The sequence below is a fragment of the Opitutus terrae PB90-1 genome, from assembly GCF_000019965.1.
Taxonomy (GTDB): Bacteria; Verrucomicrobiota; Verrucomicrobiia; order Opitutales; family Opitutaceae; genus Opitutus; species Opitutus terrae.
The window spans coordinates 3868469-3891900 of record NC_010571.1 but is presented as its reverse complement, the minus strand read 5'-3'; the positions used below and the strand labels follow the sequence as shown (position 1 = coordinate 3891900).

Here is a 23432-nt window from a genome sequence, read left to right as displayed (position 1 = left end):
TCCCACGTGAAACCGTCACGTTCCCGGCCGCCTCGACTCGCGTCGGTGCTGGCCCTCGCTCTCGGAGGACTCGGCTCCGCCACGCTCTCCGCGCAGGTCGACTATCGTCAGGCCAACCTCGTATCCGACATTCCAGGTCTCGCCCGGCACACCGACGCGAACCTGGTCAACCCCTGGGGCATCTCCTCCGGCCCCACTACGCCGTTCTGGGTGTCCGATGCGGATGCCGGCGTATCCACACTCTACAACACGGAGGGTCAGCGCATCCCACTCGTCGTCTCGATCCCCAAACCCGGCGGCGGCTCCGCGGCGCCCACCGGCCAGGTCTTCAACAGTTCCACCGCGTTCAACGGCAACCGCTTCCTCTTCGCCACGGAGGACGGCACCATCGCCGGCTGGCGTGGCGCGCTCGGCACGACCGCCGAGACGCTCGTCGATCACACGGGCGATGGCGCCAGCTACAAGGGCCTCGCGATCGGCGCAACCGGCGGCAATGATTATCTCTACGCAGCGAACTTCACCCAGGGCCGCATCGACGTCGTCCCCGCCACCGGCGCGCCCGCCCTGCCCGGCACGTTCACCGATCCGACGCTGCCCGCCGGCTACGCGCCCTTCAACATCCAGAACGTCGGCGGCAGTCTCTTCGTCTCCTACGCGAAAGTGAATGAAGAAGGCGACGAGGAGGAGGCCGGCGCCGGCCTGGGCTTCGTCAACAGATTCGACCTGAACGGCAATCTGGTCGGACGCTTCGCGTCCAACGGCGTGCTCAACGCGCCGTGGGCCGTGACGATGGCCCCCGAGAGCTTTGGCCCATTCGGCGGAGACATCCTCGTCGGCAATTTCGGCGACGGCACGATCAATGCCTTCGATCCGGTGACAGGTGACCTCTTGGGCACGCTGAAGGACTCCGACGGCAATCCGTTGGTGATCGAGGGACTCTGGGGCCTGCAATTCGGCAACGGTGGGCTTGGCGGCAAGACCAACACGCTCTACTTCGCCGCCGGGATCGACGACGAGACGCACGGCCTGTTCGGCAGTATCACGCCGGTGCCCGAGCCTTCGACGTATGCGGCGTTCGCCGCGCTGGGGCTGGTCGCCTGCGTGGCCTGGCGCCGCCGCCGGCAAGCTCACGCGGCCGCCGATTCCGCCGCGGACGTCTGACGCCTGCTTCGATCGTACCCGCCCGGACGTTCCGGCTGCGTTCGGGCGGTGCGTTCCTTTCGCGCCGGTGTCGCCTGGGCGGCGCCAGCGCGATCTCTTTCAGACGTGGAACTGTTCGGAGACGATTTTGCCGTCCTTCACGTTGTAGACACAGAGCTCGGCCATATCCATCCGTCCCTGCCCTTTCATGGTCACGTCCATCCGCATCGTGCAGGCAAAGGCGTTCGTCGCGACGAGCGGGTCCGAGACCTCGAGCCGATGCATCTTCTCGATCATCGCGTCGAACTTGTGCCCTTTCTCGATGATCGCGGGCAGTCCGCGGGTCTCCTTCTCGAAGGCGGGCGTGGCGTAAGGCTCGAGGCTCACCGCGTCGTCGGCGAAGAGTTCCCGCTGTGCCGTCTCCCATTTGGCTTCGCGGCAGAGCGCCACGAGCCGCTGCGCAATTTCCTGTGTCGTCATGGCTGATGAAGGTTTTCCGGGTTCCGAGATGAGAGAACGCGCTGCTGGAAGTAGCACGATCGCTCGGGAACCGCGAAAGACCCGTCGCGCTTGCTGGTGTGCGGCTCGGCGGGCGTCTTTTCGCGTCATCCCGCCCGCAACCAGAGCGGCAACGCGTGCAGTGCCGCCCCCAGCAGGAACAGTCCGCTCAGCACGAACGAGGCGTGGTGTCGGAGATTGAAAAAAATCGCCTGTTGCACGAGTCGGACGATCCAGAACAACGCCATGACCGCGAGGAGCGACCGGCCGATTGCCGTCGTCGTCATTTCCGCGCGATGCACCAGGATCAGTACGCCGATCGCAAAGAAGAGAAACGTCAGGCAGAGATTCAGCACCTGCATGATCCCGCGGTTCACCCGCGACACGTTGGCCAGCTCGGTGCGCCAGCCAAACAGCCGCCAGAACCCGAGGTGGAACACGCCAAACGCGAGGCTGTGCCCGCCCGCGGCGATCAGCAGTGCGTTCTCGAGGCGCATGAAGGAGCCGCGTTCTAGCGCGGCGCGGTTGCCGCCGGTGTGCCGCTCGCGGGCTGAAGGTATCCGCTGTCGTTCAGCCAGTCCGCCAGTCGCCGCGGCCAGGTGTTGACGGAGGCAAGGTGCGAGCGATCACCCATGTTGAAGCCGTGCCGCCCCTGCCGGAGCAGGTGCAGCTCGACGGGCACCTTCGCGGCGCGGAGTTTCTCCACCACCTGCATCGTGACTTCGTCACAGCCATACTCGTCGTCGTTGGCGCAGAGCAGGAACGCCGGCGGCGCATCCGGGCCGATTTTCGCCGGCGCCTTCCCGCCGGGATAGATCAGCATCTGGAAATTCGGCCGGCCGTTCGCGCGATCGATCGGGTCCGCCGCCTGCGGGTCGCCCTCGCCGGGGGTGAACGCGATCATCATCACCACCGCGCCGCCCGCCGAAAAGCCAAGCGCGCCGATCCGATTCGGATCGATCTGAAACTCGCGCGCACGGCTCCGCACGATCCGCATCGCTCGATAGGCGTCCTGCTGCACGTGGTCGAACGTGTAGTCCGAGCCTTCCTCGTTGGGCAGCCGGTATTTCAGCGCAAATGCCGTCACCCCGAGCGACGCGAGCAATTCACCCGGCTGCCGGCCTTCGGCGTTGAACACCAGCTCGCGAAACCCGCCGCCGGGCGCGATCACCACCGCACAGCCATTCGCTTTGTCCGGCGCCGGCCGAAACACCGTGAGCGTGGGGAAGTGGACGTTCTTCACCCACCAGTCCTTCGCGCGCTCCGGCTCGTTCTTGCGACCCTCAAACCCGGGCGCACCGTTCGGCCACAGCGGGATGACCTCGGGCGGTTGTTGCGCGAGCGCCGGCGCTCCGAGCGCCAGCAAAACCAAACCAAGACGTAGCTTCAGCATGGGAAGTAAGGTGGGATCGTCGCTCAGTCGTCGTTCTTGCGATTGTTCGCCTCGATCGAATCCAAAAATTCCACCGGCGCGAAATCGTCGCTCAGCAGCCGCGCGGCGCGCACCTTCTCCTCCGGAATCGGAATGAGCTCGCGCCGGATCGCCGCCAGATCGAGTCGGCCCGCGAATTCCGGCCGCGCCAGCACCGCCGGTGGTGGCCAACTCGCCGGCTTGGTGATGTCCGGCGTGCGATACTTCACGGCGACGGCGATCACGTTGCCCCACCCGCGGGTCTTGAACAGCAGCACCTGCGGGAACACCTCCCGAATGGTTTTGATGTCCGAATAATAGAGTTCCGTGTTTGAGTGCAGGTTGCTGATGAACACACCGCGGTCGTCGAGCCGGGCCGCGCACTCGCGGTAAAACTCCACCGTCTTCAAATGCGGCGGCACAAACCCGCCGCGAAACGCATCCAGAATCAGCCAGTCCCACTGGCGCCGATCGCGCTTCACGAACATCCGGCCGTCCATCACCGCGACCGGGGTTTGCGCGGTCGGTTCGAATCCCATCCGTTCCACGCACAGCTCGAGCACCTTCGGATCCAGCTCGACCGTCTGCAGCAGCGAGTCGGGATACGCCGCCGCGAACAACCGATGAAAGCCCGCGCCGCCGAGCCCGATCATCAACACGCGCCGCGGATCCGGTTGCGCGAACAGCCCGGCGTACAGTGTCCGCGTGTAGGCCACGACGAGCTTCAGTGGATCGCTGAGATCGACGGCGGATTCGAGCGCCTCGGTCTGCCGCGCGCGCGCGCGCAGCTCGACGATCGTGCCGCGCCGCTGGACGGTCAGGTTGTTGTACAGCGTGTCGATGCTCTCGACGTAATCGCCCTCGGGCGCCGGCGCCGCCGCCAGCAGCGTCGGCAACAGCAGGGCCGCCAGCCACGCCCGGCGGCACCGGCGTCCCGCCCCTGGACTGGTCGTAAACGGAGACTCGCTCCTCATGATGATGATGATGTCGTCGTCGTTCCCCGCAGCAACCGCAGCAGCGCCGCAAGACTCACGAGGGCTACGCCCAGCCAGAGATAGAGCAAATGGGAGACGCGGAAATGCGGGATCAGCGCAAACGCCGTCAACATCACGCCGGCAATGTTGCCCAGCGTGCTCACGCCGTAAACCAGCCCCGACGCGTGTCCCGCCGGCATGCCGCGGACCGCGAGATACTGCACGCATTGCGGTCCGAAGGATGACAGCGCCGTCACCGGCAGGAAGAACAGCGTGGCGCACGCCGCGAAGAGCGCCGTGCTCAAGTCCGGCAGCGCGAGTTCGATCCGGCCGAGCAGTGTGCGCCCCGCGAGTGCGACGAGTGCCAGCGTGCAGATGGCCACGATGGCGCCGACCATCTGGGCCGTGCGCCGCGGGGCCGGCGGCAGATTGCTGATCCAGCCGCCGAGCATCGAGCCGACGCTGAAGGCCGCGAGAAACGTAGAGATCAACCAGGCCCAGACGATGATCGAGGAACCAAAATGCGGATTCAGCAGCCGCGACGCGAGCAACTGAAATCCCATGCTCAGGATCCCGAGCGTTACGACGACGAAATAAAACGCGCAGCGAGTCACGCTCGCGCAACCTGCGCAGCCACCCGGCGCTTGTCCACTCCAGATCTCGGCGCGGCCGCGGCAACGCGCCCGGCAACACGCAGTCGAACGCCCTGTCCTCAACGCGCTTTCTCCTCGGGTCGAGGTCGCTCCTCCGTCTCCTCGCGCTGGATCGTGACCGCCGCCTTCACCCGTCCGCGTTCGCAGGTTTTTTCGCCAGCAGTTCCAAGACCGTCACGCCGGCAAATCCGGCCAACGCGCCGGTGAGAAAGGCGCCGGCCTCCGTGGCCACGATTGCCGCCGGCAGTTCGAGGTAGCCGACGCCCAACACGCCCGCCACAAACGCCAGCAGCCCGACCACCAAGCCCTCGATCAGGTGGCGTTTGCCGCGGCTGCGGCGCGCGCCTTTGAGGAAGCGGCGGGCGAACCCGCCCAGCGCGCCGCCCAGCAGCGCCGCGATCAGCGGCCCGGCGGGAAACTGCTGCTCGATCACCGCCCGGCCGGTCAATCCCGCGGCACTCGCGGTCAACGTCACTGGCACGAGCCCCGTGGATCGCACACGCACCGTCGCGCTGCTCCCGCCGGCCGGCAGTTCCACCTGCTCGCCTTCGAGCCGCGCGCCACGAGAGACCTGCACCAACACCGGCGTCGCTCGATCCATCGCCAGCGGCGCCCCATGTGCCAGCACGCTTTCGATTACCACCGGCACCGTTTCGAGTCCGAACCCGAGCATCGACTGTTGCAGCGGCCGGACTTCGAGCCGCGCCAGCGCGCTGAGCTCGAGATCCACGTCGGAAATCGTCGAGCGCACCAGCAACGTCGGCGCCGCGGTGCGCGGCTGAAAGCGCAGCTCCACGGTTTTCTCGTGCTCGAGCCCGGCGGCTTCCAGCGCGATCGCCGGCACGTCCGCCGCCGTGAGGCCGTTGAAACCCAGCTTCACAATCACCGGCCGCTCCAGCGCCACATCCTCCGACAGCTGTGGCGGACGGCGCAATCCGAACGTCAGCCGCGTCACGTAATCGGCCGAGTCGGGACTCCACGGCGCGGGCATTGGACTGGCGATGAGCGTGAGCCGGAACCACGCCGACTTCGCATCGGTCGAGCCATCGGGCTGGGCAATCAGCGGCACGACCACGCCGCCCGGCAGGATGACCTTCTCCTGCCCACGCAAAGCGATGCGACCGATTTCGCGCGGCTTCACCACGAACTGCATCGGCCGCGCGAGCGCGACCTGCACTTCACCGTTCTCCGTCCGCGGCCGCAGGACGCCGCTGAGATCCCGCCCGTCGAAGTCTGACAGTTTCAACTCCGTCAGCGGTGCGTTGAGTCCTTCGATCTTCAGTTGCCGGCCCGTGGCGTGCGATTCGACCGCGACCGACTCGGCCGGAGACGCGCCTCGCGCCGTGCCGACCGCGCAGAACAACGACAAGCCCGACAACAGCAGGGTCGACGCGCGCATGGGGTGGATGGGAAACGCCGCGGAACTCGCTGCGGCTTTGCCCCACATCATGGCGGCGATGTTCTCCGGCGCAAGCAGCCGCCGTGTCGTAGATCCGGCGACGCGTCGCGAACTGCCGGCTTCGCCCGGGGTCAACGAAGCCAATGGTGCCCTTGTGGCTGCAAGCTGGAGGCTGGGGACTGCTCGCCGGTGCAGCCCTCCTGATTGGCGCCGCCGCGGCCTACACGATCCGCGTGCCAACGCGTGCGATCGCCGGCATCATGGCCTTCGGCAGCGGCGTCCTGATTTCCGCCGTGGCGTTCGAATTGATGGACGAGGCTTTTCGGCGGGGCGGTTTTCTTTCGGCCGCCGGCGGATTCATGGGCGGCGCGCTCGTGTTCACCTTGTGCACGCTGTGGTTGAATCGGACGGGCGCGCGCCATCGCAAACGTTCGCGGGGCCAGCCGTCCGAGCCCGAGCACTCCGGCAGCGGACTCGCCATCGCCGTCGGCGCGCTGCTCGACGGCATTCCCGAATCGATGGTGATCGGCGTCAGCCTGCTCGAAGGCGGCAACGTCAGCTTGGCCGCAGTCGTGGCCATCTTTATTTCCAATTTGCCGGAGGGTCTCTCAAGTTCCGCGGGGATGAAGCGGGCCGGCCGTTCCGCCGGCTACATTTTCGGGGTGTGGGGCGGGATCGCCGTGCTGTCCGGACTCGCCGCCATCGCCGGCAATCTTCTCCTCGACGGCGCGTCGCCGGCTCTGATTGCCGGGACCACCACCGTCGCGGCCGGCGCCATCCTCGCGATGTTGGTTGATACGATGATCCCCGAAGCGTTCGAGTCCGCGCGCGATTTCGCCGGTCTGATCACGGTAGCCGGTTTTCTGGTCTCGTTCGCGCTCAGCAAGGTGCTTGCCTAGTGTCGCGACGGCCAAGCGCGACAGCCCATTTCGGGCGCTCAGCGCGAGGGACGTAGCGAGCGTTCGCGCAGTGCCTCGTAGATCGGCATGTTGCCGAGCAGCTCCGCGACCCCATACGCCGCCATGCAGCTCACGAGCAGCGGCAGCATGAATCCATAGGTCCCGGTGAGTTCCACCATCAGCACGATGCCGGTCAGCGGTGCGCGCACGACCGCCGTGAACATCGCACCCATCCCCAGCACACAAAAAACCGCCGGCGTCAGTCCGGGATTTGAAACGAGCGCGTGGACTCCGCTGCCAAACCACAGTCCCGCGAGTGCGCCGAGCACCAGCAGGGGCGCGAAAATTCCGCCGGCCGCTCCCGACGCGTAGCTCAACATCGTCGCACCAAACCGCGCGAGCACGAACACCGGCACGAGATACAACGCCAGCTCCCCCGCCAGCGCGGCCTGCACCAGGTGTCCCCCCGAACCGGCCAGGCCCGGCAAAAACCACGCGGCGAGGCCAATCGTTCCGCCGGCGATCGCACCGAGCACCCAGCCCGGCCAGTGCCGCAGCCGGTCGTGCAGGTTCATGCTCCCGAGCAACACGCGATTGAATGCCACCCCGAACAATCCCAGCGCGCCGCCGAGCAGCGCCGCCCAGGGCAACGAGCTCAAGCCCGGCGCGGCGATGCCGCTCAAATGAAACACCGGCAGTTCGTTGATCATCAGCCGGCCCACGACGTCCCCCGACACCGACGCGAGAAACGCCGCCACAAAAAGCACCGGCGTGAAGTTGCCGTGCAGTTCCTCCATGACGAACACGAGTCCCGACAACGGAGCGTTGAACGCCGCGGCCAGACCGGCGCCTGCACCGGCGCTCATCAATGCGCGGCGTTCGCCCTCACCCGCTCTCACGCGCAGCCACGAGGCGACCATCGCTCCGGTCGCTCCGCCCATCTGGATGGTCGGCCCTTCGCGCCCCAGCGCGAGTCCGCCGCCGATGCCCAGCACGCCACCGATGAACTTCACCGGCAGCAGTCGTTTCCACTCCGGTTCGGCCTGCCGCTCCAGCACGCCCTTCAGGTGCGGAATGCCGCTGCCCGCCGCATGCGGCGCGAACCGCCAGACGAGCCATACTCCCAGCGCGCCGCCCACGACTCCGATCGCGATCCCCGCCACGAGTGCCCACGGCCCCGCGGCGGCCGCGATCGCCTGCGCCCGCGCGCTCTCGGCGATCTGCAACGCCAGTCGAAACGCCGCGCCGAGCGCGCCCGCCAGCACGCCGACCAGGATCGCCTTCAACACGATGTGACGGCGCCGCACCTCGGTCGCACCCAAGGCAGAGTCGTCGCTGATTTTTTCCATTTCGGACAGCGAACCGCGTCCGCGCTCGCCGGCACAAGCGGAAAAGCAGTGCGACGTCGTAGCGGCACGTTCTCGCTGCGGCCGCAAGTGCGGGTGGCTGCCGCCCTGACGCGACGCCTAGCTCATTTGACCGATTTGTCTTCGGGGAGCCCGAGCTGCTTGTAGAGCCCGCGCCGGGCGTCCTTGTCGCCGGCGAGAATCTTGTGCGCGTAGGCGGCAACCTTCAGCGCCTGCGCGCGCGGCACCACGACCACGCCGTCGCCATCGCCCACCACCACGTCGCCCGGCATCACGAGCACGCCGCCGACGACGACGGGACGATTGACCGATTCGATCTCGTTCCGGCCGGGTCGAATCCCGCGGCCCATGGCTCGGACATACAGCGGGATTTTTTCGGTGATGACTTCGTCGGTGTCGCGCGCCGTCGCGTTCGTCACGACGCCGACACAGCCTTTCGATTTCCACGCCATGATGTTCGCCGAGCCGATCGAACCGACGTCCGCGTTCGGCGCGTCCTCCAAAATCAGCGCCGTGCCCGGCCGAATCAGTTCCATGAACGGCTCGCTCGACCGCTCATTATACCATTTGCCCGCCCACGCATCGTAGTCGGCCTCCGGCATGAGTCCCGGCGCAGGCTGCTGCGTGGGCACGTAGCGCGCCGTCACCGCGATTCCGATGAACCGGTGCGAGTAGTCGACCGTATCGCGATAGACCGGCCGGATCTCGTGATCCATCATGCCGCGACCAAAAAGCCCGACAGCGTCGAGACCGTCCGTGACATCGGCGACGCGCAGGCCCTCGAACGCCTGCAGAATCTTCGCGTCTTCCGTCGCCGGGTAAACCTGGGTGGCGATGAAGTTCTTGCCGGCGCGCAACGTCTCTGGCGTCGCCGCCTCCGCGGCGCCGAGTGCGCTGGTGGCCAACACCAGGCCCGCGCTGCAACCGATGAGATGGGGAATGATTTTTGAGGTGATCATAGGGCGCCGAAAACCTTCCGCGGCCCGCCGCCGCGCGCCAGCAGAATCTTTCCCGAACTCTCAACACCTCCGTCCTCCTTTAGCTCTGGACGCTCAGCTCTCGGCCGCGGCCGCTGCTGCCCCTTTCCCGATTGCCGCGACCGACCGCCCGCCCGCATGCTGGTCGCTTTTGATGCACTGGATCGCCGCCAGCCTGATCTCCGCCTTCTTCCTTGGATGGTATGAACTGAGCACCAAGCACGCGGTGCGCGACAACGCCGTGCTGATCGTGCTGCTGTTCGCCAACGTCTGCAGCGCGTCGATCTGGTCCGTTCTGCTCGCGGTGCAATCGCTCGCTCCCGGCGCGCTCCCCGCTGCACTCGTCGTGGAGCCGCTGACGTTTCACCAACACCTGCTCCTGCTGGCCAAGTCCGCAATCGTCACCGGCGCGTGGACCTTTTCCTACTTCGCGCTGAAACACCTGCCCGTCACCCTCGCCTCGCCGATCCGCGCCACGGGCCCCGTGTGGACGTTGATCGGTGCGCTGATCGTCCTGGGTGAACGTCCATCATGGCTCGAGACGCTCGGCATCGTCATCACACTCGGATCGTTCTTCGGTCTCTCCGCCGCCGGCGCCAAGGAGGGGATTCACTTTCATCGCAACCGCTGGATCTGGCTGCTGATCGTTGGCACCCTCATCAACGCCGCCAGTGCGCTCTATGACAAGTTTCTGCTCGGCCGCCACGGTTTCGCGGCATCGACCGTGCAGGCGTGGTTCTCGATCTATCTCGTGCTGCTCTTCCTGCCGCTGGCCATCGGTTGGAAGCGCCGCTGGTGGCCGCGCCACGAATTCCACTGGCGCCCGAGCATCCTTTATATGTCGCTCGCGCTGCTGGTCGCCGACTTCGTTTACTTCAACGCGCTGCGCGATCCCGAGGCGCTGGTCTCGCTGGTCTCCAGTTTCCGCCGCGGCAGCACGCTGGTCGCGTTCGCCGGCGGCGTGCTTCTGTTCGGCGAACCGAACTGGCGGCAGAAGCTGCCCGCCGTCGTCGGCGTGCTGATCGGGATCGTGCTGACGATCACCGGCTGAGCCGCACCACCCGGAATGGGCGCGCGGGCCCCTCGCGTGCGGCCGGTTTTCGTGTCTTCCGCGTGCGCCACGCAGGTTCTGCGTTTCTGGTTCCCAACCTTCGACCGAAGGTTGATTCATGAAACAAGCTCGTCTGACCTCGTCCGCTCCCGTTCTGCTCGTCCGTGACGTCGTCGCCGCGGCAAACTACTATCGCGGCGCGCTCGGCTTCGTCTATGAACGATTCTGGGGTGAGCCACCGCATTTTGTGATCCTCAAACGCGATCACCTGCACGTGATGCTCGACGAAGCGCCGCGCGGGCACGTCATCGTCCCCAACTGGCAAATCGATCCGCAGATCTGGAACATCTACTTCTGGGTCGACGATGTGGACGCGCTCTATGCCGAATACCGGCAGCGTGGCGCGAAAATCGACTACGAGCTGCACGACAAGCCCTACGACGTGCGGGAATTCGGCGTGCAGGACCTAGACGGTTACGATCTCGGGTTCGGCCAACCCAAGCCGCGGTCGAGTTGAGTACGACCGCGCACCGGCTCTGCCGGCTTGCCGAGCACGGTCCTGCGGCGGTTCACGAGGCGCACGCCGGGGGCGCAGCACGCCGCGCCCGCCCAGTTCTCAGCTCATCGCCGGATAGCTGCCCAGCCACTTGACCAGCGGACAAAAGCGCTGCAGGTCGGCCAGGGCTTCCTTCATCTTCGGGTCCTCGAAATGCCCCGTCACGTCGACGAAGAAATAATAATCCCACGGCCGTTTCTTGCTCGGCCGGGATTCGATCTTCGAAAGATTGATCCCCCGCTCAGCCATCGGCATCAGCATCTTCAACAACGCGCCCGGATTCGCCGACGCCTGATCGCCCAGCGAGATCACGAAACTGGTCATGTCCTTGCCGTCGCCCGTGGAACGGCCCGACGGTTTCCGGCCGACGACGAAGAATCGCGTCGTGTTGTCGGCCTTGTCCTGGATGTTCTTGGCGACGATCGGCACGCCATGCGCGGTCGCAGCGAGTTCGCCCGCCACCGCCGCCGCGCCGGGCTCCTCCTTCGCGATCTGCACGGCGCGCGCGGTGCTGCTCGCCTCGATCAGCTGCGCGTGCGGCAGGTGCCGCTGCAGCCAGTGCCGGCACTGCGCGAGCGCCTGATCCTTCGAATACACCCGTTCGATCGCTTCCAGCGGCGAGTTCGAGATCAGGTGGTGCGAAATCTCCAGATAGATCTGCGCCACGATCTTCAGATCGGATTCGACGAACAGGTCGAGCGCGTCGCGCACCGAACCTTCGGTGGAGTTCTCGATCGGGATCACACCGTAGTCCGACTCCCCCTTCTCCACCGCGGTGAAGATGTCGCTGATCGTCGCCATCGCGTGGTAGTCCACGCTGGCCCCGAACTTTTTCATCGCCGCCTGATGCGTGTTCGTCGCTTCCGGCCCGAGATAAGCAATCAGCAGCGGCTTCTCCAGCGCGATCGCCGCCGACATGATCTCGCGATAGATCGCGCGCAGCGCCTCGTTCTTGATCGGGCCCTGGTTCTGCTCGATCACCTTGCGCAACACCGCCTCCTCGCGCTCGGCCACGTAAATCTGTCCGCCCTGGCTGCGCTTCAACTTCCCGATCTCGGCCGCGAGCTTCAGCCGCTCGTTCAGCACCGCCACCATCTCCCGGTCGAGCGCGTCGATCTTTTCGCGAATGGCGTTCAGGTCCATGGTCAGGCGGGGTTCGGTTTTTCTTCGCTGGATTCCGACGGCGCAGCCGGTGCGCTCGCGGCCGGCTCATCGGCGTTCGCCGTGGTCTCGCCTGCACTCTCCGCGGCCGGTTCGCCGGCGGCTGCCCCTTCGAGCGGCAGTTCCTCATTCGCCAGTCCCATGTCCGTGTCGCCCAGCGAGGGAGGATTCATCGCGGTCTTGAGCCACTCGTCGATCTGCCGCGACGACAGCACGTCGGACGCCGGCAGTTCGTCGAGCGACTTCACGCCGACAAACTCGAGGAACTTGTCCGTGGTGCCATATTGGATCGGCCGGCCCGGCAGGTCGGCGCGACCAACGATGTAGATCAGTTCGCGCTCGAGCAGCTTGTTGACGCCGGCCTCCGCCGACACGCCGCGAATGGTCTCGATCTCGCCGCGCGTGACGGGTTGGCGATACGCCACAATCGCCAGCGTCTCGATGGAGGACTGGCTCAATTTCACCGGCGGCGGTTCCGAACGCAGGATCCGCACCCAGCGCGCAAACCGCGGATGCGTGACGAGCCGGTAACCGGTGCTGCCCTCGATCAGCAACAAGCCTTCGTCCGCCGCCTTCAACTCGGCCGCGATCTGGTCCATCGCCTCGCGAATCTGCGTGGCCGTGATCAGCGAGGGCACTTCGGCGTAGAGCTCCGGATCAGCCGGCGTCTCCGCAAACACTTCGGCCGGTTCGCCCGCGGCCGGCGCCTCGCCGTTGCCCTCGGTCCCGGCTGCCGGCTCCGCTTCCGCCTTCGGCGTTTCAGCCTCCACCGCCGGCGATGGCGACTCGCCCGGCTCGGTCGATTCCTCGCTCGCCGCCGCGTGCTCGAGCGCCGCCGTGTCGTGAAACCGGGTGAAGGCGGCTTGGATGTCCTTGATCGCGAGCGGGTGACTCGACGAGAAGAGCAGTGCCTTGAGCACTTTTTTCAGGTTGAAGGCCATGCAGGAAAATCGCGACGAGTGAATGCGGCGCCTCGCAGCCCACGCAACCACGAAAACGGTCTGGGCCGTTTGGCGGCATCCCTCGTCAGTCAGCCCCCGCTGCTGGCTGCGCTCCGGGTCGGACCAATCGGTTCGTCGTGGCGCAGGCCTCTTGCCCGCGGCGTGGCATGGGCGTCTCGCCCATGTTTGCCGCAGCGCGCTGTGCCGTCCGCGGGCGAGGCGTCCGTGCGACCGCCCGCATGCCGCCTCCCCGATTCCCGCTTGCGCCGCTCCGGCGTGTTTGGTCTGTTGAGCTTTTCCCCTTCCACCCGCATGAGTTCCCAGCCTAATCCAACGACTCCCCGCCCGCATTCCTCAGTGGTGGTGGACGGCCACGACCGCGCCCCCGCCCGCTCGATGCTTCGAGCCGTCGGTTTCACCGACGAGGACTTTCGCAAACCGCAGATCGCCGTCGCGTCGTCGCCCAGCGACATGACGCCGTGCAACGTGCACCTCGGCGAACTGAGCGAGCACGCGCGCAAGGGTATCGTCGCCGCCGGCGGCAAGCCGGTCTACTTCAACACCATCACGGTGACCGACGGCATCAGCATGGGCACGCAGGGCATGCGCTACAGCCTGGTGTCTCGCGAAGTGATCGCCGACTCCATCGAAACCGCGGTGGCGGCCGAAGGCTTCGACGGGTTGATCGCGATCGGCGGCTGCGACAAAAACATGCCGGGCTCGATGATCGCCATCGCCCGGCTCAACCGCCCCGCGGTGTTCATTTACGGCGGCACGATTCTCCCCGGGTTCCTGCCCGGCGACTGCGAGCACCAAAAACCGCTCGACATCGTCTCGGTGTTCGAAGCCGTCGGCAAGCACGCCAAGGGCGAACTCGACGACGCCGGGCTGAAGCAGGTGGAATCGTGCGCGATCCCCGGTCCCGGCTCCTGCGGCGGCATGTATACCGCCAACACCATGGCCAGCGCCATCGAGGCGCTCGGCATGAGCCTGCCCAACAGCAGTGCGCAGCTCGCCGTGGGCGAAGCGAAGCGGCTCGATTGCGAGCGCGCCGGTGCCGCGGTCATGGCAATGCTCAAGAGCGGGCTGCGGCCGCGCGACATCATGACGCGCCAAGCCTTCGAGAACGCGATCATGGTCTGCACCGCGCTCGGCGGTTCAACCAACCTCATTCTCCACCTGCTCGCCATCGCGCACAGCGCCCAGGTGCCGCTCACGCTCGAGGACTTCAAGGTCATCGGTGAACGCGTTCCGTTGCTCGCCGACCTGAAACCGTTCGGCAAATACAACATGAGCCATCTCGTCCGGATCGGCGGCATCCGGCCGATGATGAAGCTGCTGCTCGATCGCGGGCTGCTCCACGGCGAGTGCCTCACCGTCACGGGCGAGACCATCGCCGAAACGCTGAAGGACGTGAAGCCCTACGGCGCTTATCCGAACGAGCAGGACATCATCCGGCCGTGGGACCAGCCGATCAAAAAGGAAACGCACCTTCGCGTGCTCCGCGGCAATCTCGCCCCCGAGGGCGCGATCGGCAAAATCACCGGCAAGGAGGGGCTTTACTTCAAGGGCACCGCGAAGGTCTACGAGGGCGAGGAGGACGCGCTGCAGGGCATTCTCCGTGGCGACGTGGTCAAGGGCGACGTGGTCGTCATCCGCAACGAGGGCCCGGTCGGCGGCCCCGGCATGCGCGAGATGCTCTCGCCCACCAGCGCGGTCGCCGGTCGCGGGCTCATCAAGGACGTCGCGCTCATCACCGACGGCCGGTTCTCCGGCGGCAGCCACGGTTTCGACGTCGGCCACATCACGCCGGAAGCGGCCTGCGGCGGTCCGATCGGCATCGTGCGCAACGGCGATCTCATCGAGGTCGACGCGGTGAAGAACACGATCAGCCTGCTGATTTCCGAGCCGGACTACCAGGCCCGCATGAAGGCCAATAAACCGCGGCCGCCCCGCGAGACCCGCGGCGTGCTCGCCAAATACGCCAAGCTCGTCAGCACCGCCTCCGAGGGCGCCGTGACGGACAAGTATCTTTGACGGCCGCCAGCGCACCCGTCAGCCCCGATCGGCTCGTCGTTCCTGCGTTCTCGAGCATCTCTTCGGCTCGGGCGGTTCGAGCGCGCAACCGTGAGAGAACGCTTACGCCCACGGGCCGCCGACATCGACTGGCACACGCACTGCGCCGCTTCACGTTATCGTGAGCCCGAACGCCTCCAGCTCCTCGAGATGAAACGGCGCGCTCGCCAGGACGTCCTGTAGCATCGTCATCGCATCCGCCTTCGCCGGCACGTTCGCCGCGGCGAGGCCGCGGTCAGAATCGCGCACCTCGACCCGCCAGGCGCCGGTGGACTCGTCCACCCCGGCATGGTACACGGCGCCATACAGATAATTTCCCGGCAGTCCCGGATGCGGTCCGGCGCCCGGCACAAGGAACACCGTGTGCAGCGGATCATGCACGATCACCCCGTCGTGTTTGGGTCGGTGGTGAATCGGTTTGCCAATCGCCAGGACCCGGCGGCTCTCCGCCACTGATCGAATCGCGGCCGGCAACGACTGCACATAGCGGTCAAAGATGCTCGCATTCGATTCCAGGGCCTCCGCCGCGATCTCGCCCGCAACGAACGCAGCCAGATTGTTGGCACAAAACACCGGCAGGCGCGCCAGCGACCGCGCCGTCACGTGCCCGCCCTTGTGATCGGCATGCGCGAACACCTGCCGGCTCGCATAGAGCTGTTTCAGCGCATCCTGATAGGCCGGCGTCAACGGCAGCTCACCGGTCGGGCTGAGCTCGATCTGCTCCAACACCGAGTGGATGAATCCCGAAAAATCGTGAGGCATGGGGCAGCGTCGCAGCAGCGCGGACGACTGCCGGGCAGGATGCCGACCAGCCGATGCAAAGCAAGAGATGATGCGCCGGCCGCAGGTTGGCTCCAGCCGCATGGCCGGCGGTGGCGCGGCTCGGGAGGCGTCCCCCGCCCCGCGGCACCTTGCCCCCCGGCGGCTTTTTCGGCTTCGTCCTTGGCGCTTCGCCTGCTACTCCCATCTTTTCACCGCCATGACCTGGACTCGCTTCAAAACCCATTTTTATCACAACGCAGACCTAGGCGTCTCGCTCGACATCAGCCGGATGCCTTTCGCGGACGATTTCTTCACGGCGATGGAGCCGCGGATGCAGGAAGCGTTCGCCGCGATGAACGCGCTCGAGGCCGGCGCCATCGCGAACCCCGACGAGAAGCGGATGGTCGGTCACTACTGGCTCCGCGCGCCACACCTCGCGCCGACGCCGGAACTCGCCAACGAAATCTCGTCGACCCTCACCGCGATCAAGGAGTTCGCCGCCAGGGTCCATTCCGGCGAAGTCGCCGGGCCGAAGGGCAAATTCAAAAATCTCCTCGTTATCGGCATCGGCGGATCCGCGCTTGGACCACAACTCGTGGCGCACGCGCTCGGCCGGCCGCGCAAGGACAAGCTCGCCGTCCACTTCTTCGACAACACCGATCCGGATGGCATCGACTACGTGCTCGACGAGCTGCGCAACCAGCTCGCGAAGACGATCGTCGTCGTGATCTCGAAATCGGGCGGCACGGCCGAGACGCGCAACGGCATGCTCGAGGCGATCGCCGCGTTCAAGGCCGCGGGGCTCGACTATCCCAAGCAGTTCGTCGCGGTCACGGGCGTCGGTTCCAAGCTCGACCAGACCGCGCAGAGCGAAGGCTGGCTGGCGCGGTTCGCGATGTGGGACTGGGTCGGCGGTCGCACGAGCGAGCTCAGCGCCGTCGGCCTGTTGCCCGCCGCGCTGCAGGGCATCGATATCCAAGGCATGCTCGACGGCGCCGCGGCGATGGACGTCGTCACGCGTTTCCCCACGACCGCACAGAACCCCGCCGCGTTGCTCGCGCTGATGTGGTATTTCGCCACCGATGGTCGCGGCGCGAAGGACATGGTGGTGCTGCCCTACAAGGACCGGCTGCTACTGTTCTCGCGTTACCTGCAGCAGCTCGTGATGGAATCGCTCGGCAAGGAGCTCGACCTGCAGGGCCGCGTGGTGAACCAGGGCATCGCCGTCTACGGCAACAAGGGTTCGACCGACCAGCACGCCTACGTACAGCAGCTCCGCGAAGGCGTGAACAACTTCTTCGTGACGTTCATCGAGGTACTGAAGGACCGCGAGGCCAAGACCTCGCTCGAGGTCGAACCCGGCGTGACTGCCGGCGATTACCTGCAGGGCTTCTATCTCGGCACGCGCGACGCGCTCAGCGAGAAGAGCCGGCAGTCGATCACGCTGACCGTGCCCGATGTTTCGCCGCGCACGCTCGGCATGCTGATCGCGCTCTATGAACGCGTGACCGGTTTCTACGCCACGCTGATCGGGATCAACGCGTATCACCAACCTGGTGTCGAAGCCGGCAAGAAGGCCGCCGGCGGCGTGATCGCACTCAAGCGCAAAATCACCGCGGCGCTGCAGGCTGCGCCGGGGACGTTCGTCACCGTTGAGGAGCTCGCGACTCAACTCGGCGCAGACGTGTCGGCGGAACTGGTGTTCAAAATCCTCGAGCACCTCGCGGCGAACCGCGGCTCCGGCGTGAAGAAGCGCGCCCGGACGCCTTGGTATCAGTCCAAATACGGCCTGTGAGCCGTGGCGCTCCCGTGGCACGGGCGTCCCGCCCGTGATTTGATCGGCAGAGTGCGTTGCCGCCGGCGCGCTCGACTGCGTGGACCCTGCACGTAGCGGCAGGCCTCCGTGCCCGCCGACTCTGCGTGGCGCACAATCTCTCGGCAGGTAGGGACGCCTGCCGCTACTCATTGCATGGGCCGACCGAGCGGCTTGGCGGCAAGCCGCTCGAGCTTTGTTGGATCCTGGTGGGACCGCCGCTCGCCGGCAGCCGAACGCGGCACGGGCGCGCCGTCCGTGTCGACCGCTCGAGCGTGCCGCGTCCATTCTTCAGTCGCTGCACATTCGCCTTCCCAATTCACCGGGAGAGGCGCAAAACTGCGGCGGAACCGCCCGTGAACCGCCTCTCCGCTTCGTTCTGGTTGGTCGCGCTGCTCGGCGTCGCCGTGTTGGCCACGCTGTGGTTTCGCACTGACCGGCGGCTCCGCGACGTCTCCGCAACCCTCGCCTCGGCGCAGGCACGCGGAATCGAACTCGAATCGCACCTGGCGGGCGCTGATCGACAGAAAGTCATCCTGACGCAGCGCATCGCCAGCCTCGAGGCCGAGCTCACTCAGGCACGCGCCGAGCTCGCCACCGCCAACGACCATACCGCCCGCCTCACGCGCGAGCTCACGCAGACGACGGCCGATCTCACAGCGGGCAACGACATGCGCCGCGCGATGGAGCAGCATATTGCCGGACTGGAGCGTGACCTCGCCGCCGCACGGTTGGCGATCGTGCCGGCCGAGACGATCGAGGGCTACCGCACCACCATCGCCGAGCTGGAACGTCAACTCGCCGCGGCCCACGCCGGCGCCGCCATCCCCGGCGCCGCCGGCGCGTCGACCGCGGTGTTCGCCACGGCCTCACCCGTCGCAGCCCGCGTCCTGAGCGTCGGACCGGCGAACTCGTTCGTGGTGCTCGACTATGGCGGCGACCGCGGCGCCGCGGTGGGCCAGCGACTGGTGATCAAAAGCGGAACCGAAACCCTGGCCGAGGTTCTCATCAGCGACGTCCGGAACCTTTTGTGCATCGCGCAGGTGCGACCCGATTCTTTGCGTGGGGTCTTGCACAAGGGCGATTCCGCCGTATTAACGAACTGAAAGATCCATGAGTTCCCCGAAAAAGGCCGTTTTCAGCTTGGTCCTTCTCGCCTTGGTCGCGATGACTGCCGGCTGTATGTCCGCCCCGCGTGATACGTCGATTCCGTGGAGTCGTCCGGCCGATTGGGAAGGCCAGATCCCCGGCATGGGCAGCGGCATGGGTCGCTGAGGAGACGGACGTTTTCGCTTCGCGCGCCAGTCGCAGACTCGCTCTACGGTGGTGCCGGTCTCTGACAGGCGCGGTCTTTGTTCCCCGCTCTAAAGCGGGTCTCAATCATAGGCCCGGAGCTCTCTGCTCCGTGATTGCGGCGTCGCTGCTCCGAGTCTTGCATGCTCGCCATGTCCGAGCCCCCAGCGCCCGCCAACGCTTCGCTCACGCCGCAGCCCGGCCACCTCTACGTCGTCGCGACGCCGATCGGCAACCTCGCCGACCTTACGCAACGCGCCCACGCGATCCTGGCTGGCGTTGATCTGGTGGCCTGCGAGGACACGCGGACGACGGGCGCGATGCTCACGCGGCTCGGCGTGCACCGCCAGCTGGTGCCCTACCACGAGCACAACGAAACCGAGATGGCGGAAAAACTCGCCGACGAGCTCGCCGCGGGGAAATCCATCGCCGTGGTGAGCGACGCCGGCACGCCGGCCTTGAGCGATCCGGGATTCCGGATCGTGCGCGCGTGCCGCCGCCGCGGACTGCCGGTTGTGCCGGTGCCGGGCGCCAGCGCGCTCCTCGCGGTGCTCAGCGCGAGCGGACTACCGAGCAACGGTTTTCTCTTCGTCGGATTTCTGCCGCCGAAATCGGCGGCCCGGATCGCCTTCTTCGAGAAGCACCGCAGCTTCGACTACACGCTCGCGCTCTACGAAAGCTGCCACCGCATCGACAAGGCCGTCGACGAGCTCGTCGCAACGCTCGGTCCCGACCGCGTGATCTGCGTCGCCAAGGAAGTCACCAAACTCCACGAGACGTTCCTCGTCGGCCGCGCCGCCGACGTGCAGGCCCGGCTCGCGAAGACGAGTCTCAAGGGCGAGTTCGTCCTGCTGATCGCCCCGCCGGATTTCGCGCTGTAGCGGTGGTGCGTGCGGCCGCGGCGGCACGGGGACCTCGCACCTGCGCATGGCCAACCGAGGAACGCCTCAGAGTTTTTTAACCACAGATCGCCACAAATGAACACAGATCGGAATTCGATCGATCGAGACTTGCCAGAAGAAGTGACGAGCTAGCTAGCCCGGGATGAGAGGGCGCGACCGCTGGCCGCGCGGCGAACGGCGAGCGGCGGGCCCAGCGGCCCCACCCTACCCGAAGTCACGTCACTTCTAACAGTATGGCTCAATCGATCTGTGTCGCTCTGTCTGACTATCGCGACGTCGAAACCAACATGTTGGTAGCAGGAGCTGGAAACGCGGAGTTCGCGGAGAGATTCTTCCCTCTGCGTCCTCCGCGCCCTCCGCGTTGAAATCCCGGTTCTCGGCAAATCGGCTGTCCGCGCCAGCGCCACTTTTTCCGAGCGCAAGTCTCGGGAAAAGGTCGCGCCACCAACCCTGAGAGTGTTGTTTTTCTGCAGGCATTTTCGGACCACTGGTCTGAACAGAAGGCAACGAAGGGAACGAAGCATCTGGTCTTCCTGCGATTCTTCGTGTCCTTCGTTGCCTTCTGTAAACGGGATCGACGATTGAGTTCGGTTGCGGCTGTCCGCCCTGTGCCGATCGGAGGTTGAGCTTGGTCGAGAACCCGGATCATCGCGGCTTTCCTTTCCCCCCTTCGCGTGTTTCATCCCTAGACCATGGCATCCGGCCCTGTCGCGGTTATCGATATTGGCAGCAACTCGATCAAGCTGCTCGTCGCCGAGCGCGCTCCCGAGGGACCGCTGCGCACGCTCACCGCGAAGACGATCGAGGCGCGGATCAGCGCCGGCATCAGCCACGCGACGCCGGAACTGACCGAGGAGAGCATGCAACGTGGATTGCTCGCGATCCGTGAACTGCTCGCGGCCGCGGCACCGCACGCGCCGAAGCGCACGATCCTCGTCGCGACGAGCGCAGTCCGCGACGCCGCGAACGGTCAGGTGTTTCGCGATCGCGTCCGCGCGGCCACCGGCCAGCCGGTCCGGATCCTTTCCGGCGGCGAAGAGGCGAATCTCATCGGCCGCGGACTCACCTGCGATCCCGCACTCGCGGCGCTGCGTGACTTCTACGTCTTCGATCTCGGCGGCGGCAGCCTGGAATGCCTGGCCTTCCGCGAGCGCCGAATCGAACAGGCGGCCAGCTTGCCGCTCGGTTGCGTGCGCGTGACCGAGCAGCTCGTACCTGATAGCTCCAAGCCGCTCCCAACCAACTCCGCCGATCTCATTCGGCAGCTGGTCGAAGCCAACCTCCGTGATCGTTTTCGGTTCAACCTCCCCGCGCCCGTCACCGCGGTCGGCACGGGCGGGACAGTGACCACGTGCCGCGCGATCTTCGCGGCGCGCGCTGGAGTCGCGCTCGAATCCAGCGATCCTTGCCTCGCGGTCGGCCACATGCGCGAACTCGCGTTCGAACTGGCGGCGCTTCCGCTCGGCGATCGTCAGCGCGTGCCGGGTCTGCCCTTCGCGCGCGCGGACGTCTTTCCCGTTGCGCTCTTCACGCTGGGCGCGCTCGCCGACGCCGGCCGGCTCGCCTCCTACCACCATTCATTCTACAATCTTCGTTTCGGCCTCGCCGACGAAGCGCTCGCCGCCAGCTGACCGGCTGGAGCCCACGCGGTGCGCGAGAGCACCTGCACGCGTTCGATCTCCACGGCCGAGAGCCCGATCTTCCGCAGAAACCGTGCGTGCCCCGCCGGGTTTTTGCGCTCCATGTCCGCGTGCCACGCCTGCATGTCCGCCTCGCTGAACGCGCAGGCGTGCAGCAGCTCGACCCACTGGTCCCGCGTCCGCGCCGGACCCTCGCCGCGCAGCACCGCCTCCTTGAGCAGCTCGACGATGAACCGCTGCTGGCCGCGGCAACCATCGATCTGCTGCTGGATTTCGCGCAGCCGCGATTCGAGCGCACGATTCACCTTCGCCGGCAACGGCGCCGCCAGGATCGTCTTGATCGTCTCGAGCGGAATGCCTGCTTCGCGGAAGGTCACGATTCGCGCCAGCCGCGCTTCGTCTGCCGCCGAGTAGAGCCGCGCCTCCGCATGCGTACGATAACTCGGCGAAAGCAGCCCGATCCGGTCATAGTAGAGCAGCGTCGAACGCGAGAGTCCGAACTGCCGTGCGATGACGGTGATCGTCTTCATGAAGCGGAAACAAACATCCGGCGAGCGTGCCACCCGCGTGACACGCCCGCCAGACGGATTTCGTCACCGGCTCCGCGCGCGGATCGCCTTGGCCTCGGCCTCGTCGATCTGGAGGAAACGTAGGAAAGCCTCGTGCGCTTCCGGATGACGTTGCTCGAACAGCTGGTGCAGCTTGCCCATCTGCGCGTCGGTGATGCCGCTATCCCGGAGGATGGCGACGAACTGCTCTTTCGTAATGGTGGTGGAGTTTGCTTTCATCGTCCCGAGCGTCGGGGGTGAACCTGTAGACGGGTCAAGCGAGCCGAAGAAGATTTTTCTGGCGGAGGGCGTCGCTAGCGACGCCCCTACGGGGGGACGGATTCAGCTTTGTAGAGGCGCAATTTGCTGCGCCCTCGACCGGCCGCAACGGGCCGCTACCTTCCTGCGGACCTCCGCAGCTCCTTGATCATGGCCACGAAATCCTTGGGCAACGGCGCGCGCAGATCGAGCTCCTTGCCGCTGATCGGATGCGTCAGAACCAGATGTTCCGCGTGCAGCATCACGCGCGCCGGCTGCGTCGCCAGTCGCGGCTCCGGTTTCCATCCGTACAGCGCGTCACCGAGAATCGGATGCCCAAGCGACTTCAGATGCACGCGAATCTGGTGCGTCCGGCCCGTGAAAATCCGACAGCGGACCAGCGCGCCGATGTCGCCGAAAGCCTCGACCAGTTCCCAGTCCGTCCGCGCCGGTCGGCCGCCCTCGCCCACCGTCATCCGATGCCGGTGCACCGGATGCCGCGCGATGGCGCGATCGATCGAGCCGCTCAGCAGCCGCGGCACGCCCGCCACCAACGCCACATATTCCTTCTTCAGCGTCCGCGTGGCAAACTGGTCGGCGAGCGCGCGGTGCGCGGCGTCGGTTTTGGCGACGACGATCACGCCCGTCGTTTCCTTGTCGAGCCGGTGCACGATGCCGGGCCGCTCGACGCCGCCGATCCCGCTGAGGCTGCCCGCGCAGTGCGCCAGCAACGCGTGGACCAGCGTGTCCTCGCTCGTCGCCACGCCCGGATGCACCACCATGCCCGCGGCCTTGTTCACCGCGAGCATGTGTTTGTCCTCGAACAGCACGGTCAACGGAATGTCCACGGCCTTGATCTCCGTCGGCTTAATCTCCGCAAACGAAAACTCGATCGTGTCGCCAGCCGTCACGGTGGTGTCGCGCCCGATCGGAACGCCACCGCGCGTAACCAGTCCCGCGTCGAACGACCGCTGCAGAGCCACTCGGCTGTGCTCGGTCACGCCCGCCGCCAGCACTTTGTCGGCCCGGCCGTGGCGAATCGTGTCCGGAACGGTGTAGGTTTGTGGCGTCATGTGCGTCGAGCGGGCTTCACGCTGACGTGAGTCAACCCAG

24 protein-coding genes are annotated in these 23432 nt (G+C 66.3%); 10 read left to right on the top strand and 14 right to left on the bottom strand.

Going from position 1 to position 23432, the window contains the following annotated elements:
• Positions 1 to 6: 6 nt before the first annotated feature.
• Positions 7 to 1161, top strand: a complete 1155-nt coding sequence (locus tag OTER_RS15360; protein ID WP_148218285.1) for a TIGR03118 family protein — start codon at positions 7 to 9, stop codon at positions 1159 to 1161.
• Positions 1162 to 1260: 99 nt separating this feature from the next.
• On the opposite strand, the gene OTER_RS15355 is transcribed toward OTER_RS15360, so the two are convergent.
• The 6 genes from OTER_RS15355 to OTER_RS15330 form a co-directional block, all read right to left on the bottom strand.
• Positions 1261 to 1620, bottom strand: coding sequence for a SnoaL-like domain-containing protein (locus OTER_RS15355; RefSeq protein ID WP_012375842.1), 360 nt, complete (start codon positions 1618 to 1620; stop codon positions 1261 to 1263).
• Between the two features lie 125 nt (positions 1621 to 1745).
• Positions 1746 to 2135, bottom strand: coding sequence for a hypothetical protein (locus tag OTER_RS15350; protein ID WP_012375841.1), 390 nt, complete (start codon positions 2133 to 2135; stop codon positions 1746 to 1748).
• A 14-nt stretch (positions 2136 to 2149) separates the two neighbouring features.
• On the bottom strand, positions 2150 to 3031 hold the full coding sequence (locus OTER_RS15345) for an alpha/beta hydrolase (protein ID WP_012375840.1): 882 nt from the start codon (positions 3029 to 3031) through the stop codon (positions 2150 to 2152).
• 23 nt (positions 3032 to 3054) lie between these two features.
• Entirely contained in the window at positions 3055 to 4023 is a 969-nt protein-coding gene (locus OTER_RS15340) for a spermidine synthase (protein ID WP_012375839.1), read from the bottom strand.
• Positions 4020 to 4637, bottom strand: a complete 618-nt coding sequence (locus tag OTER_RS15335; protein WP_052300400.1) for a fused MFS/spermidine synthase — start codon at positions 4635 to 4637, stop codon at positions 4020 to 4022. The genes OTER_RS15340 and OTER_RS15335 overlap by 4 nt, the downstream gene beginning before the upstream one ends.
• Positions 4638 to 4803: 166 nt before the next feature.
• Entirely contained in the window at positions 4804 to 6075 is a 1272-nt protein-coding gene (locus OTER_RS15330; protein ID WP_148218136.1) for a hypothetical protein, read from the bottom strand.
• Between the two features lie 143 nt (positions 6076 to 6218).
• Here OTER_RS15330 and OTER_RS15325 point away from each other — a divergent pair, with 143 nt between their 5' ends.
• Positions 6219 to 6974 (top strand): ZIP family metal transporter, encoded by a 756-nt coding sequence (locus OTER_RS15325; protein ID WP_012375836.1) that lies wholly within the window; start codon positions 6219 to 6221, stop codon positions 6972 to 6974.
• Positions 6975 to 7012: 38 nt separating this feature from the next.
• On the opposite strand, the gene clcA is transcribed toward OTER_RS15325, so the two are convergent.
• Positions 7013 to 8323, bottom strand: coding sequence for a H(+)/Cl(-) exchange transporter ClcA (gene clcA / locus OTER_RS15320; protein WP_012375835.1), 1311 nt, complete (start codon positions 8321 to 8323; stop codon positions 7013 to 7015).
• Between the two features lie 122 nt (positions 8324 to 8445).
• Positions 8446 to 9300 (bottom strand): RraA family protein, encoded by an 855-nt coding sequence (locus tag OTER_RS15315; protein ID WP_012375834.1) that lies wholly within the window; start codon positions 9298 to 9300, stop codon positions 8446 to 8448.
• Positions 9301 to 9472: 172 nt separating this feature from the next.
• Here OTER_RS15315 and OTER_RS15310 point away from each other — a divergent pair, with 172 nt between their 5' ends.
• Both OTER_RS15310 and OTER_RS15305 read left to right on the top strand, forming a co-directional pair.
• Positions 9473 to 10369 (top strand): DMT family transporter, encoded by an 897-nt coding sequence (locus tag OTER_RS15310; protein ID WP_012375833.1) that lies wholly within the window; start codon positions 9473 to 9475, stop codon positions 10367 to 10369.
• A 118-nt stretch (positions 10370 to 10487) separates the two neighbouring features.
• The gene (locus tag OTER_RS15305) at positions 10488 to 10886 is read left to right on the top strand and encodes a VOC family protein (RefSeq protein ID WP_012375832.1); all 399 of its coding nucleotides are present in this window, start codon (positions 10488 to 10490) and stop codon (positions 10884 to 10886) included.
• 99 nt (positions 10887 to 10985) lie between these two features.
• Here OTER_RS15305 and pheA read toward each other — a convergent pair whose 3' ends face one another.
• Together pheA and scpB are read right to left on the bottom strand one after the other, a co-directional pair.
• Positions 10986 to 12068: a prephenate dehydratase gene (gene pheA, locus OTER_RS15300; protein WP_012375831.1), complete on the bottom strand. Its 1083-nt coding sequence runs from the start codon at positions 12066 to 12068 to the stop codon at positions 10986 to 10988.
• Between the two features lie 2 nt (positions 12069 to 12070).
• The gene (gene scpB / locus OTER_RS15295; protein ID WP_012375830.1) at positions 12071 to 13027 is read right to left on the bottom strand and encodes an SMC-Scp complex subunit ScpB; all 957 of its coding nucleotides are present in this window, start codon (positions 13025 to 13027) and stop codon (positions 12071 to 12073) included.
• 312 nt (positions 13028 to 13339) lie between these two features.
• Here scpB and ilvD point away from each other — a divergent pair, with 312 nt between their 5' ends.
• Positions 13340 to 15064: a dihydroxy-acid dehydratase gene (gene ilvD, locus OTER_RS15290; RefSeq protein WP_012375829.1), complete on the top strand. Its 1725-nt coding sequence runs from the start codon at positions 13340 to 13342 to the stop codon at positions 15062 to 15064.
• 150 nt (positions 15065 to 15214) lie between these two features.
• On the opposite strand, the gene OTER_RS15285 is transcribed toward ilvD, so the two are convergent.
• Positions 15215 to 15865: a hypothetical protein gene (locus OTER_RS15285; RefSeq protein ID WP_012375828.1), complete on the bottom strand. Its 651-nt coding sequence runs from the start codon at positions 15863 to 15865 to the stop codon at positions 15215 to 15217.
• A gap of 217 nt (positions 15866 to 16082) precedes the next feature.
• On the opposite strand from OTER_RS15285, the gene OTER_RS15280 reads away from it, so the two are divergent.
• The 5 genes from OTER_RS15280 to OTER_RS15265 all read left to right on the top strand — a co-directional run bounded on the left by OTER_RS15280 (position 16083) and on the right by OTER_RS15265 (position 21504).
• Positions 16083 to 17660 (top strand): glucose-6-phosphate isomerase, encoded by a 1578-nt coding sequence (locus OTER_RS15280; RefSeq protein WP_012375827.1) that lies wholly within the window; start codon positions 16083 to 16085, stop codon positions 17658 to 17660.
• 374 nt (positions 17661 to 18034) lie between these two features.
• The gene (locus tag OTER_RS15275; RefSeq protein ID WP_148218135.1) at positions 18035 to 18784 is read left to right on the top strand and encodes a hypothetical protein; all 750 of its coding nucleotides are present in this window, start codon (positions 18035 to 18037) and stop codon (positions 18782 to 18784) included.
• 7 nt (positions 18785 to 18791) lie between these two features.
• Entirely contained in the window at positions 18792 to 18953 is a 162-nt protein-coding gene (locus tag OTER_RS26430) for a hypothetical protein (protein WP_193372191.1), read from the top strand.
• A 170-nt stretch (positions 18954 to 19123) separates the two neighbouring features.
• Complete coding sequence (gene rsmI, locus OTER_RS15270) at positions 19124 to 19852, top strand: 16S rRNA (cytidine(1402)-2'-O)-methyltransferase (RefSeq protein ID WP_012375825.1); 729 nt, start codon at positions 19124 to 19126, stop codon at positions 19850 to 19852.
• A gap of 713 nt (positions 19853 to 20565) precedes the next feature.
• Positions 20566 to 21504, top strand: a complete 939-nt coding sequence (locus OTER_RS15265) for a Ppx/GppA phosphatase family protein (RefSeq protein WP_012375824.1) — start codon at positions 20566 to 20568, stop codon at positions 21502 to 21504.
• Here OTER_RS15265 and OTER_RS15260 read toward each other — a convergent pair.
• The 3 genes from OTER_RS15260 to OTER_RS15250 all read right to left on the bottom strand — a co-directional run bounded on the left by OTER_RS15260 (position 21456) and on the right by OTER_RS15250 (position 23392).
• Entirely contained in the window at positions 21456 to 22043 is a 588-nt protein-coding gene (locus OTER_RS15260; RefSeq protein ID WP_012375823.1) for a MerR family transcriptional regulator, read from the bottom strand. The genes OTER_RS15265 and OTER_RS15260 overlap by 49 nt on opposite strands.
• Before the next feature lie 63 nt (positions 22044 to 22106).
• A complete protein-coding gene (locus OTER_RS15255; RefSeq protein WP_044891798.1) occupies positions 22107 to 22301 on the bottom strand; it encodes a MerR family transcriptional regulator in 195 nt (64 codons plus the stop codon).
• 155 nt (positions 22302 to 22456) lie between these two features.
• The gene (locus OTER_RS15250; protein WP_012375822.1) at positions 22457 to 23392 is read right to left on the bottom strand and encodes an RluA family pseudouridine synthase; all 936 of its coding nucleotides are present in this window, start codon (positions 23390 to 23392) and stop codon (positions 22457 to 22459) included.
• Between the last annotated feature and the right edge of the window lie 40 nt (positions 23393 to 23432).

Bases quoted from the DNA above. Each gene is read 5' to 3' on its own strand.
- OTER_RS15355 (WP_012375842.1), bottom strand. From the start codon at position 1,620: ATGACGACACAGGAAATTGCGCAGCGGCTCGTGGCGCTCTGCCGCGAA.
- OTER_RS15350 (WP_012375841.1), bottom strand. From the start codon at position 2,135: ATGCGCCTCGAGAACGCACTGCTGATCGCCGCGGGCGGGCACAGCCTC.
- OTER_RS15345 (WP_012375840.1), bottom strand. From the start codon at position 3,031: ATGCTGAAGCTACGTCTTGGTTTGGTTTTGCTGGCGCTCGGAGCGCCG.
- OTER_RS15340 (WP_012375839.1), bottom strand. From the start codon at position 4,023: ATGAGGAGCGAGTCTCCGTTTACGACCAGTCCAGGGGCGGGACGCCGG.
- OTER_RS15330 (WP_148218136.1), bottom strand. From the start codon at position 6,075: ATGCGCGCGTCGACCCTGCTGTTGTCGGGCTTGTCGTTGTTCTGCGCG.
- OTER_RS15325 (WP_012375836.1), top strand. From the start codon at position 6,219: ATGGTGCCCTTGTGGCTGCAAGCTGGAGGCTGGGGACTGCTCGCCGGT.
- clcA (WP_012375835.1), bottom strand. From the start codon at position 8,323: ATGGAAAAAATCAGCGACGACTCTGCCTTGGGTGCGACCGAGGTGCGG.
- OTER_RS15315 (WP_012375834.1), bottom strand. From the start codon at position 9,300: ATGATCACCTCAAAAATCATTCCCCATCTCATCGGTTGCAGCGCGGGC.
- OTER_RS15310 (WP_012375833.1), top strand. From the start codon at position 9,473: ATGCACTGGATCGCCGCCAGCCTGATCTCCGCCTTCTTCCTTGGATGG.
- OTER_RS15305 (WP_012375832.1), top strand. From the start codon at position 10,488: ATGAAACAAGCTCGTCTGACCTCGTCCGCTCCCGTTCTGCTCGTCCGT.
- pheA (WP_012375831.1), bottom strand. From the start codon at position 12,068: ATGGACCTGAACGCCATTCGCGAAAAGATCGACGCGCTCGACCGGGAG.
- scpB (WP_012375830.1), bottom strand. From the start codon at position 13,027: ATGGCCTTCAACCTGAAAAAAGTGCTCAAGGCACTGCTCTTCTCGTCG.
- ilvD (WP_012375829.1), top strand. From the start codon at position 13,340: ATGAGTTCCCAGCCTAATCCAACGACTCCCCGCCCGCATTCCTCAGTG.
- OTER_RS15285 (WP_012375828.1), bottom strand. From the start codon at position 15,865: ATGCCTCACGATTTTTCGGGATTCATCCACTCGGTGTTGGAGCAGATC.
- OTER_RS15280 (WP_012375827.1), top strand. From the start codon at position 16,083: ATGACCTGGACTCGCTTCAAAACCCATTTTTATCACAACGCAGACCTA.
- OTER_RS26430 (WP_193372191.1), top strand. From the start codon at position 18,792: ATGAGTTCCCCGAAAAAGGCCGTTTTCAGCTTGGTCCTTCTCGCCTTG.
- rsmI (WP_012375825.1), top strand. From the start codon at position 19,124: ATGTCCGAGCCCCCAGCGCCCGCCAACGCTTCGCTCACGCCGCAGCCC.
- OTER_RS15265 (WP_012375824.1), top strand. From the start codon at position 20,566: ATGGCATCCGGCCCTGTCGCGGTTATCGATATTGGCAGCAACTCGATC.
- OTER_RS15260 (WP_012375823.1), bottom strand. From the start codon at position 22,043: ATGAAGACGATCACCGTCATCGCACGGCAGTTCGGACTCTCGCGTTCG.
- OTER_RS15255 (WP_044891798.1), bottom strand. From the start codon at position 22,301: ATGAAAGCAAACTCCACCACCATTACGAAAGAGCAGTTCGTCGCCATC.
- OTER_RS15250 (WP_012375822.1), bottom strand. From the start codon at position 23,392: ATGACGCCACAAACCTACACCGTTCCGGACACGATTCGCCACGGCCGG.